The following is a 10,681-nucleotide window of genomic DNA, read 5'->3' as shown; positions in this document are numbered from 1 at the left end:
AAATAATACCCACCATCAACGCATACGAGGCATGAGTCAGGCTAAAGCCTTATTAAAACGCGCCTAAGCTGAATAACCTCCTACAAAAAAACACAGCAACACCCAGTTGTTCAACAAGGCTGTCCGACATTTAGACTATAGAGCTAAATTTAGCCTTAACTGTCATTTTTAATAGTAAAACCACCTTTTTCTATTACGCAAACTAGGCATTGCGGCTAATTCTTTTTGTTTGTAGAAAACTTTGTGGTTAACACTCAGTGTATTATTTAAATATGGCTGTCATATTTATTTATATTTATTTCTGGGGAAGGGCTTTGGTGGCTCGGCTTAATGCTAGGAGCGGCCGCATTGACTGTTCCTGTGTTGTCGTTCAGTGGTACCCGACTTTGGTGGATGCGCCGCCGTGTGTCAGGCCCCGAGTTGAATAATGTTCCAATTACAGCAGCAGATACGGTTATTTTGGTCGGGTCAGAAAACAATACAACTTGGGGTTTTGCCAGAGAACTGCATGGGCAAATGACAGTTGCAGGACGCCGAGTCATTACTGTCGAGATGAATCAGTTAGCTGAGAATTATCCCCAAGCTTCGTTGCTGATTATTCTGACATCTACTTATGGTGATGGTGGTGCCCCTGCCTCAGCTGATATTTTTAAGGAAAAACTAAGCCACTTTCACCCCACTAAGGGCCTATCATTCGGGGTATTAGGTTTTGGAGATAAGCAGTTTTCCAAGTTCTGCCAGTTTGCTGTAGAGGTAGATGAGGCGCTCGCTTGCCGAGGAATTAACAGGCTTGCCGATTGTGATTTTATTGATCGCCAGTCGACCGAGCAGTTCAGCCTGTGGGGCAAACATATTGCTGACTTAACCGGTCTTCCGCTTAATCTGAATTATAGTGCAAGGCCTGTGGCACGGTTCGAGTTACAACTGATTAACCGAGCTGACTTCGGCTTGGAGGTGCAGGCACCCACCAGCATATTGCGTTTCGGTCCAGTCGCGGCTAAAAAGAGCTGGCTTCATCTAGCGAAGACGGAACCCTCGAAATCTGTGTGCGCAAACAGCCAGGTGGCTTGTGTTCCGGATTTCTGCACAATCTCAAAGCGGGGGACCGTATTCGGGGTTTCATTCAAGCCAACCCAGATTTCAGGCCAGCAAAGGGTGGTATACCAATTATTCTGATTGGGGCAGGCGCTGGTATTGGACCATTAGCTGGTTTTATTCGAAAAAATAATGCTCGGTGTCCCATGCACCTTTACTGGGGTGGCCGAGATCCTCAATCTGATTTTCTGTATCAACCAGAGCTGAACCGCTATCTTAAAGATCAGCGACTAAGTGGTTTGAGTACCGCTTTCTCACGGACACAACGAAGCGCCTATGTGCAGGATAAAATTTCTGATGATGCACAAAATGTGCGATACATGATTGAAAAAGGCGCGCAGATACTTGTACGTGGCGGACACGACATGGCTGCAGGCGTAAAACAGGTTGTCAACGATATAGTACTACCACTGGGCATCGATGTGGACCAACTCATACTTAAGGGGCGTTACCTTGAAGACGTTTATTAAGGGTTTGGACCAATTATAATTCATGCTTATAAACCATATTAATCAAGCCCTTGTTGCTCACAAGGGCTGACTACTTTTACAATTTGCCCAAATTTAAAACCAATAAGGATTTAGCTGGTATTGTCAGGGAGCCTTTACCGTTCTTCACTTTTGCGTTGAAGGTCGTAGGTTCAATATTGTGCGGTTGGGCGAAGGTATTATGTTCATCCATCTTCGTACTGCTTAGCAGCCATCCAGTGGCCTGTTTGATTGCTAGCAAGTTAATGGTAATTGCACTATCTACTTGGGTATTAACAAGCGACAAGTAAGTATTGCCATCCTGACTAATGCCTGCTGAGGCACTGAGTGCTGGGATCGATTTGTTGTTAAACTCATAGGCTGGCGTATTACTAAGACTGACTGGAACCGAGCGAGCGTCCTGAAATGGGGTATGCATTTTAAACGCATAATAAGTGGGGGTGAGTACCATTTTTTCTTTGTCAGTGAGTATCATTGCCTGCAAAACATTGACCATTTGTGCAATGTTGGTCATGGTTACGCGGTCAGCGTAGCGATTAAATATATGGATGTTTAAACCCGCTAAAATAGCATCGCGTAAGGTATTTTGTTGATACAAAAATCCAGGATTAGTGCCCTCATCGACGTCGTACCATGTACCCCACTCATCCACATAAAGGCCGACTTTCTTCTCAGGATCAAGTTGGTCCATTACTGCCACGTTGGCTTTGATGTAATCTTCAATCTTTAAGGTCTGTTCAAGAGTTGAAAACCATTGGTCTTCAGCAAAACCGGTTGCGCTGCCTTTCACATCCCACTTACCGGTAGGTAAGGTATAGTAATGATGACTAATCCCGTCCATTCTGATGTTCCACGATGGTTTTACACCTTCCAACAAAGTCTTAGCCCAGATGGTTGAATCGTCAGTACCACCGCTGGCAATCATAATAGGTTGATTATCCTGTGGCGTTTTAGCAAAAGACGCCCATTGATTATACAGATGGGTATAAAACTCCGGCGTCATATTACCTCCGCAACCCCATGCTTCATTGCCGATAGCGAAGTAAGTCAACTTCCAAGGTTTATCTCGACCATTGGCGTTGCGCTGTTGAACCAGAGTGGTAGGCGCATCAGAGGTAATGTATTGTAACCAATCAGCCATTTCTTGTGGTGTGCCTGTGCCCAAATTACCATTGACATAAGTGTCGGCTCCCAACAACTCTGCTAAGGCGAAAAATTCATGGGTTCCAAAGGCATTGTCTTCAATAACTCCCCCCCAGTTGCTATTAACTGTTTTGGGGCGAGACTCACGTGGTCCAATACCATCACGCCAATGGTATTCGTCTGCAAAACAACCTCCTGGCCATCGAAGTAAGGGAACCTGTAATTCCTCTAATGCATTAAGTACGTCGAGCCTGAACCCGTCTTTATTTGGAATGGATGAGCCTTCGCCTACCCAAATACCTTCATAGATGCCTCGGCCAAGGTGTTCCATAAACTGGCCATAAATATCTTTATTCAAAATACTGCCGGGTTCATTGGCTTTAACGGTGATATTCACTTGCTGTGATCGTGCAAAAACACCTGCGCTACATAGGACTGTTACTAATAACAGTAGTGATGTCGCTCTTAACTTTACCTTCATAAATCAGTCTTCTTAGTTTAAGTCTACTGATGAGCTTAGCGTTAAGAAATTGTTAATTATAGAGTCAGATTTATCTAGGGTATTACTATTTCTCACATGTGACTCATTTTAATAAAAATACTAAGTATGTTGTGGAACGTTTCCTGCAACACCTTGAGTGTTCACCTCTGGTTCAGATAATTAATCAGATACTTAATACATAAATATTGTTCATTTACTGTGAACAGTGGCGTTTTACTGGGAGTAAAAATGATTAAGCAGCATCAAACAAAATGGGCAGTAACAATTGGCCTCAGCGCTTTTTTAATGGCCGGGTGTGCTAATACCGCAACTAATACGCAAAAAGGTGTCGGGATTGGTGCTGTAGTCGGCGCTTTAATAGGTAAAGGTACTGGTGATAATGATAAGAGTCGTTATGCATGGGGTGCTGTGGTTGGGGCGATTGCAGGCGGTGCTATTGGTCAATATATGGATAAACAAGAAAAAGAGTTTCGCGATGAGCTAGCCGACTCGGGTGTTGAGGTTGTGCGTGATGGCGACAATCTAAAACTACTTTTGCCAGGCAATATTACCTTTGATACTGGTAAAGCAAATATATCCAGTGGTTTTTATCCAGTGCTAGATGATGTCGCCCTTGTTATTAACAAGTATGAAAAAACTACATTACAAGTAGTAGGACATACCGATGATGTGGGTAGCGACAGTCAAAATCAGTTACTGTCTGAATATAGAGCCACAGCGGTAAAAGGTTATTTAACTCAACACAATGTTGATAGCCGCCGCGTTACTACTTTAGGTATGGGCGAGTATCAGCCAGTCGCCAGTAATGACAGTGCTGAAAATCGTCAAAAGAACCGCAGGGTTGAACTGACCATTGTTCCTCTGAAAGCTTAGTTTTGGTTTCGGCGCTGTGTTGCTGTCAACCTCAGTTTAATAGGTTGTCACAGCGCCTTTTTATTTCACTAAGCGAATTGATGGTTTGGGACATTGATTCTCTACAATATCGACTACCTTAGAGGTTTTCACACCATTTTTTATTCTGTCGTAGCTGATATTCTTCATACCCATCAATTCACAAAAACGGTAAATCGTCAGGAAGTCCTCTTTGTTCAACTCTTCGTTATTGATAGAGAGGTGAGAGTCAATATAGATGTGTTCGCCGTTTGCGGTTAAATTTGCTACCGCAGAATATGGTTCTCCGTGTTGTCTTACTTTGAGAGCCCTGACCATTTTAACTTCAAATACCCAATCATCCATTTGGCATAGACGAGTTATATTTTTTTGCATGCTTTTACCTTAAATCGATTGAGGATGGTCAACTTAAGGTTTTAGCAAATGCTACGCCAACTCGGTTTAGGCCAGTAAACTCGTGCCTAGTACAAAGTTAAAAGCCTAAAGATGTTACTAATGAGTGACAGTCTCCTTGTGGCTATTACAATTACAGCCGTATTTAGTTAGTAATATAGAAATTAACACCATAAGCATATGATTTTTATGGTTATAACTTGTTGTTGAAATGGTCGGTCATCAGTGACACTACTTTTTTGGCAAAAAAAAGCCCAGCCAAATTGGCTGGGCAAGAGGGCTTGTAACAAGCACCTTTACGACAGAAATTGTCTCAAACTAGTTACACAATCGCTTTCATGTCCGTCATATAGCCACGTAATGTTGCGCCGATTGTTTCAACACCGTGTTCGCGGATCGCTTTGTTCACATCAACCAGTTTTTTGTTGTCAACACTATTTGAAGTAACGGTATAGGCTTTACCCATTAAATCCGTACCAATGTTAGGCATTAATTTTTCTAGCAAAATAGGTAGAGCTGCATTGGCGAATAAGTAATTGCCATATTCAGCAGTATCAGAGATAACCACGTTCATTTCATACAAGCGTTTACGCGCAATAGTGTTAGAAATCAGCGGTGTTTCATGCAATGACTCGTAATAAGCTGACTCAGGAAGAATACCTGCTTCAACCATCGTATCGAAAGCCATCTCAACACCGGCTTTAATCATGGCGACTAAAAAGATGCCATGGTCGAAATATTCTTGCTCTTCGATTTTACCGTCAAATTGTGGGGCGTTTTCAAAGCCTGATGCGCCCGTTTCTTCTCGCCATTTAAATAGGTTAGCATCGCCATTGGCCCAATCTTCCATCATGGTACGAGAAAATTCACCACAAATAATGTCGTCTTGGTGTTTGCCAAATAGTGGTCCTAATAAATCTTTTAATTGCTCAGCTAAGTCAAAAGCTTTCAATTTGGCTGGATTTGATAACCTGTCCATCATATTGGTGACGCCACCAATCTTTAATGCTTCGGTAATTGTTTCTAAACCGTCTTGAATTAGGGCGCCCGCATAAGCAGGGTCAATCCCTTCAGCAACCATTTTATCGTAACCAAGAATAGCGGCTACTTGTTGCATGCCACATAAAATGGTTTGCTCACCCATTAGGTCAGATTTTACTTCTGCGACAAAAGAAGACTCTAATACTCCTGCACGATCACCGCCGGTGGCAGATGCTAAGGCTTTAGCTATATCCCAACCTTGGTTTTGTGGGTCGTTTTCTGGGTGCACTGCAATTAAGGTTGGTACACCAAAACCACGTTTATACTCTTCACGCACTTCGGTACCAGGACACTTAGGAGCACACATAACAACGGTAATGTCGCTACGGATTTTTTGCCCTTCTTCAACGATATTAAACCCGTGTGAATATCCCAAAGTCGCGCCTTTTTTCATTAAAGGCATAATGGCTTCAACTACACTTGAATGCTGCTTGTCTGGGGTCAAGTTATACACAATATCAGCAGCTGGAATAAGCTCTTGGTAAGTTCCTACCGTGAAGCCATTGCTGGTGGCGCGCTGGAAAGAATCACGCTTTTCATCAATGGCTGCTTGACGAAGTGTATAAGATACGTCTAAACCAGAATCACGCATGTTTAAACCTTGGTTCAAACCTTGAGCACCACAACCCACGATAACGATTTTTTTACCTTTCAAAAAATCACAACCATTGGCAAATTCTGCCCGCTGCATAAAACGGCAACGACCTAACTGGTCCAATTGTTGACGTAAAGATAATGTATTGAAATAATTAGCCATGTAATAAATCCTATAAATTCTGTTGTGCTATTTGCGTACAAGTCAGTGACGATCTTGTGATGGCATGATCTTACCTAATATGGCATATTGTTTAAAATGATATATTTGCAACGTCATGTTGCGTTTTTTGCAATATGGAGGATTTATGGACATTCGCAGCTTAGAATTATTTCAACATCTCGCTACTAGCTTACATTTTGCCAAAACCTCTGACGCTTTATTTGTTAGCCCTTCAACCTTAAGTCGTGCAATTCAGCGACTGGAAGAGGAATGTGGTACCGCACTTTTTGTACGGGATAACCGCAGCGTGAAAATTACTGCAGCTGGGCTTAAATTACTTAACTTTAGTCAACACACCTTAGCTGAATGGAAAAAAGTAAAGTGGGAGTTGCAGCAAGATCATCAATTATTGCAAGGTGAGTTAAGTTTATTTTGTTCAGTGACCGCCAGTTATAGTCACTTACCTAAACTGGTAAATAACTTTAGGCATAAATACCCCAGAGTCGAAATTCATCTTTCTACTGGCGACCCAGCGTTATCCGTGGCTAAGGTTTTACAGCAAGAAGCCGATGTGGCCATTGCTATTCATACGCCAGACTTTCCGCCAGAACTGCTTTTTTTACCTATAGAGGATGTGCCTTTAGTTTTGATTGCCCCCAAAGACACCCTGCTGCAGCACTTACATCAGGTGGATTGGCGTCGTCATTCGATGATTTTGCCTGAATCAGGGCCAACAAAACGTATTGTGCATCATTGGTTCTCTGAAAAAGGCATACGCCCCCGAGTGTATGCAACGGTTGGTGGTAACGAAGCGATTGTCAGTATGGTAGCCTTAGGGTGTGGTTTGGGTATTGTGCCACAAGTTGTACTAGACAATTCCGTGGTGTCCAATAAGGTAAATCGTATTGAAATAAAGGATATAGAGCCATATAAACTTGGTTTGTGTTGTTTGCAAAAACGGGCCGCAGAGCCAGCAATAAAGGCCTTATTTAGTTGTTAATACCCTGTATTATTTTGGCAGGGGCAACGAAAGAAATAAACGTTTGACTACTATCCGAGCGCTTTACCATAATAAGTTTTCCATTAGACTACCAAGAGTAAATGCTTACCCATGAAAAAAATTATGCCAGCTTTAACTCCACTTTGGATAGGCCTTGTGCTTTTTCCGCTTGTTTTGTTTGCTGGCTTCGCATTTTGGAAAACCAATAGTTATGACGAAGCACTAGTGATACTTGGACGCTTGAATAATGTCCAAAAAGCTGAAATTTTATCTACCTGTCAGAGTTTAATGAGCCATGTTGATTCATCAAAAAAGTTGATTGAAAAGTCGCCTTTCGACTTTATGAAAATTGATTTTATTCGCCTCAGTCACAGTACCTGCGAAGTGTTTTTATACAAAGGGCCAGGTAAGGGCGTTGGATTCGTGGTTAATAAACAAGGTAAACAAAAACCCGAGTTTTATTGGTTTAATAATTTTGAAAATTGGGATCATCATCCGATAGAACTGTAAGTGAGGATAATTAAGCCAACACTAAACAGCTAATTTTGCATGATATTGTTTATGCCAATCACGGTGATTCAATACTTGGCCCTGTTGGCGTATGTGAGCTAATTCAGTTAGATCTATATCTGCACTTAGCCACTTAGCGTGGTCATTTTCTAATTGAGCCAATATGCCATTATTCGGGAAGCCGCGATCAACGGGCGTATAAATACTGGCCTTACCCGTATTGCAGTCAACCGCAGGAGACCAACTTGCATTTCCGATAGTGGGCGAATGCAGCACGTAGCATTGGTTTTCAAGTGCACGCGCTTGACAACCAATTCGCACTCGATGAAACCCCGACCAACCGTCAGTGCAGCTTGGCACCAATAATAAGTCTGCCCCAGCGGAAACTTGTTGTTGAGCAAACAAAGGAAATTCAGAGTCATAACATATGTTAATACCAATTTTACCTATGTCGGTATTAAATACCTTTATTTCATCACCCGCTGTAATGATCCATTGTTCATTTTCAAAACGTGTCATCATTAATTTGTCTTGAAAACCAATGAGTCCTTCTGGACCAAATAAGTTGGCTCGATTACGAAAAGTACTATCAGGTAATTGCACAGGAAAACTGCTGGCAAGTACGATTGTATTGTAGCGTTTGGCCAATTCTGGATAACAAGCTTGGTAGTCTTGATAGAGATTTTGCATGGCATATAACTGCTGATGTAAATCGCAATAAACAGCTTCACCTAAGAGAGAAGCCAGTTCCATACTGCCGTATTCTGGGAACACTAATAATTCAGCATTTTGCTGGTAAGCCTGCTGAAACCAATTTTCTAGTTTGGCAGCAAACTCATCAAAATGATTAAAAAACCCGATGTCATATTGGGCTACAGCGACTCTACACTTCTTACTCATAACATTTTCATCCAATAGGTCAGGGGACTGGGGCTCTTTACACTTCACCCACTTCACGCCAACAAAGCTGGTCGTCATTTAAGGGTGATCTACTTCACCCTACTTTTTGCCAACACCCACTGGTAATTGTGTTTGTATCAGTTCGTTGCATTGCAGCAAAACTGAGCTCCAGAGCTAAGAATACCGATTCACCACAGTAAAATAAAGTATTCAACTACAAGCTATGAAATTCAATAAGGCGTTTAGCTCCTTCGTACCATCTTGTTAAACACCTCAAAATCGCAAAATTTAATTCCATCACCAATACGACGACACCTAGTGCAGTATTCCCTCGGTTTGTAAATTATCGATTTTTAAGCGTAATGACCTTAACTTGCTTGTTTGTGTGCTTTTGCTGTACTTAACCTTTAGACTAAAGAGATAACATTGGTTATTTGTCATTAGTCTGCCTTGAGATACTTGCAATTATGATCATCTTTTTTATCTGTATTACCATTTTGCTGCTTGGATATAAATTTTATAGCCCATTTGTTGAAAAACAGGCTGGTATTGACCCAAGTGCTATCACCCCGCAATCCCGTTTTAATGAGGGGGTTGATTACGTTGCTATCCATCCAGTGCGAGCATTTTTAATTCAGTTTCTTAATATTGCCGGTGTTGGTCCCATTTTTGGACCTATATTGGGCGCGCTTTATGGACCGGTTGCCTTAGTGTGGATTGTATTAGGTAATGTTTTGGGTGGAGCGGTACACGACTATTTTTCCGGCGTGATGAGTATTAAAGAAGACGGTAAAAGTTTGCCTGAAATCGCTGGCCATTATTACAACGTCGTTTTCAAAGGTATAATGTTGATTTTTACTGCCATGCTGCTGTTTTTTGTGGGGGTGGTCTTTATTATGAGTCCGGCTGGGTTGTTGAGTAACCTCGATTCATTTGAAGGAACGATTATGGCCAACAATACATTTTGGGTATTGGTTATTTTGGCCTACTACTTTTTAGCAACATTACTACCCATAGACAAAATCATCACTAAGTTCTACCCCATTTTCGGCCTATTAATGATAGTGATGACCAGCATGATGGCCATTGCATTACTCATCGATGCCCCGCATCTGCCCATCGCTGGTGATTTTTGGGCTTATTTTGAAACCGAGCATGCCCACGACTTTTTGGCTCCTAATCCTGATGGCTTGCCCACTTGGCCCCTGTTGTTTATTACTATTACCTGTGGTGCTATTAGTGGCTTTCACTCTACTCAAGCACCGATAATCGCTCGTTGTTTAACCAACGAAAAATACGTTCGCCCAGTCTATTATGGGGCGATGATGTGTGAAGGCATTGTGGCCTGCGTTTGGGCATTAGCGGGTATAGCCGCTTTTCCAGAAGGGTATGCAGGTTTAAAAGCCATGCTTGATATTGGTGGTCCGGGTTTAGTGGTAAATCACATCGCCAACAGTTATTTAGGCGCTTTTGGTGGTGTCATGGCGATTATTGCTGTCGCTGTTTTCCCTATTACCTCCGGCGACACTGCGTTTCGCTCCCTGCGTTTAACCTTGGTCGATGCCTTTCATATTCCACAAAGTATGCGTAATCGCTTGTTGTTATCTGTGCCCATTTTACTCATTGCTTATCTAATGACGAAGCTCGATTTTACCTTAATTTGGCGCTACTTTGCTTTCTCCAATATGCTGCTATCAACTAGTGTATTGTGGTTAGCCACCAAATATTTATTTGATCGTGGCACCTTTCATTGGATTGTTAGCATACCTGCGGTGATCGCCACCGCGATTACCCTTTCATACATTATGACTGCAGCTATCGGTTTTAATTTATCTAGCGACCTGGGTAAACCCATAGGTGCAGTGGTCGCAGCAATAGGTCTGATTGCTTTGGTGTTTTATCACCAGAAACACAAGGGCGCTTTAAGTACTTAACAGCGTAGTTACTGTAGCGATTTCTTT

The 10,681-nt window shown here is 42.2% G+C and carries 10 protein-coding genes; 6 read left to right on the top strand and 4 right to left on the bottom strand.

Annotated elements, in window-relative coordinates; all coding sequences use genetic code 11:
- Window positions 1-348 precede the first annotated feature (348 nt).
- Together ABKW31_RS16795 and ABKW31_RS16790 are read left to right on the top strand one after the other, a co-directional pair.
- Window positions 349-1,176 (top strand): NADPH cytochrome P450 oxidoreductase family protein, encoded by an 828-nt coding sequence (locus tag ABKW31_RS16795; protein ID WP_348617728.1) that lies wholly within the window; start codon window positions 349-351, stop codon window positions 1,174-1,176.
- A complete protein-coding gene (locus tag ABKW31_RS16790) occupies window positions 1,068-1,565 on the top strand; it encodes a hypothetical protein (protein ID WP_348617727.1) in 498 nt (165 codons plus the stop codon). The genes ABKW31_RS16795 and ABKW31_RS16790 overlap by 109 nt, the downstream gene beginning before the upstream one ends.
- 76 nt (window positions 1,566-1,641) lie before the next feature.
- On the opposite strand, the gene ABKW31_RS16785 is transcribed toward ABKW31_RS16790, so the two are convergent.
- Complete coding sequence (locus ABKW31_RS16785; protein WP_348617726.1) at window positions 1,642-3,207, bottom strand: alpha-L-arabinofuranosidase C-terminal domain-containing protein; 1,566 nt, start codon at window positions 3,205-3,207, stop codon at window positions 1,642-1,644.
- 249 nt (window positions 3,208-3,456) lie between these two features.
- Between ABKW31_RS16785 and ABKW31_RS16780 the strand changes: the two genes are divergently transcribed.
- The gene (locus ABKW31_RS16780; RefSeq protein ID WP_348617725.1) at window positions 3,457-4,101 is read left to right on the top strand and encodes an OmpA family protein; all 645 of its coding nucleotides are present in this window, start codon (window positions 3,457-3,459) and stop codon (window positions 4,099-4,101) included.
- Window positions 4,102-4,161: 60 nt separating this feature from the next.
- Here ABKW31_RS16780 and ABKW31_RS16775 read toward each other — a convergent pair whose 3' ends face one another.
- Together ABKW31_RS16775 and ilvC are read right to left on the bottom strand one after the other, a co-directional pair.
- Window positions 4,162-4,494 (bottom strand): hypothetical protein, encoded by a 333-nt coding sequence (locus ABKW31_RS16775; protein WP_348617724.1) that lies wholly within the window; start codon window positions 4,492-4,494, stop codon window positions 4,162-4,164.
- A 340-nt stretch (window positions 4,495-4,834) separates the two neighbouring features.
- Window positions 4,835-6,310 (bottom strand): ketol-acid reductoisomerase, encoded by a 1,476-nt coding sequence (gene ilvC / locus ABKW31_RS16770; RefSeq protein WP_348617723.1) that lies wholly within the window; start codon window positions 6,308-6,310, stop codon window positions 4,835-4,837.
- Window positions 6,311-6,455: 145 nt separating this feature from the next.
- On the opposite strand from ilvC, the gene ilvY reads away from it, so the two are divergent.
- On the top strand, window positions 6,456-7,310 hold the full coding sequence (ilvY, locus tag ABKW31_RS16765) for an HTH-type transcriptional activator IlvY (protein ID WP_348617722.1): 855 nt from the start codon (window positions 6,456-6,458) through the stop codon (window positions 7,308-7,310).
- A 111-nt stretch (window positions 7,311-7,421) separates the two neighbouring features.
- Entirely contained in the window at window positions 7,422-7,820 is a 399-nt protein-coding gene (locus ABKW31_RS16760) for a hypothetical protein (RefSeq protein WP_348617721.1), read from the top strand.
- Window positions 7,821-7,841: 21 nt separating this feature from the next.
- Here ABKW31_RS16760 and ABKW31_RS16755 read toward each other — a convergent pair whose 3' ends face one another.
- Window positions 7,842-8,720 (bottom strand): carbon-nitrogen hydrolase family protein, encoded by an 879-nt coding sequence (locus ABKW31_RS16755; RefSeq protein ID WP_348617720.1) that lies wholly within the window; start codon window positions 8,718-8,720, stop codon window positions 7,842-7,844.
- A 467-nt stretch (window positions 8,721-9,187) separates the two neighbouring features.
- On the opposite strand from ABKW31_RS16755, the gene ABKW31_RS16750 reads away from it, so the two are divergent.
- Window positions 9,188-10,654: a carbon starvation CstA family protein gene (locus ABKW31_RS16750; RefSeq protein WP_348617719.1), complete on the top strand. Its 1,467-nt coding sequence runs from the start codon at window positions 9,188-9,190 to the stop codon at window positions 10,652-10,654.
- The last annotated feature ends 27 nt before the right edge of the window (window positions 10,655-10,681 follow it).

Source organism: Paraglaciecola sp. 25GB23A (assembly GCF_040012495.1).
Classification (GTDB): domain Bacteria; phylum Pseudomonadota; class Gammaproteobacteria; order Enterobacterales; family Alteromonadaceae; genus Paraglaciecola.
Note: the sequence above shows the minus strand (reverse complement) of the source record. Positions and strands in the feature narration are given on the sequence as shown.

Excerpts from the sequence above, each read along its gene's own strand:
- ABKW31_RS16785 (WP_348617726.1), bottom strand. The coding sequence starts at position 3,207 with ATGAAGGTAAAGTTAAGAGCGACATCACTACTGTTATTAGTAACAGTC.
- ABKW31_RS16780 (WP_348617725.1), top strand. The coding sequence starts at position 3,457 with ATGATTAAGCAGCATCAAACAAAATGGGCAGTAACAATTGGCCTCAGC.
- ABKW31_RS16775 (WP_348617724.1), bottom strand. The coding sequence starts at position 4,494 with ATGCAAAAAAATATAACTCGTCTATGCCAAATGGATGATTGGGTATTT.
- ilvC (WP_348617723.1), bottom strand. The coding sequence starts at position 6,310 with ATGGCTAATTATTTCAATACATTATCTTTACGTCAACAATTGGACCAG.
- ilvY (WP_348617722.1), top strand. The coding sequence starts at position 6,456 with ATGGACATTCGCAGCTTAGAATTATTTCAACATCTCGCTACTAGCTTA.
- ABKW31_RS16760 (WP_348617721.1), top strand. The coding sequence starts at position 7,422 with ATGAAAAAAATTATGCCAGCTTTAACTCCACTTTGGATAGGCCTTGTG.
- ABKW31_RS16755 (WP_348617720.1), bottom strand. The coding sequence starts at position 8,720 with ATGAGTAAGAAGTGTAGAGTCGCTGTAGCCCAATATGACATCGGGTTT.
- ABKW31_RS16750 (WP_348617719.1), top strand. The coding sequence starts at position 9,188 with ATGATCATCTTTTTTATCTGTATTACCATTTTGCTGCTTGGATATAAA.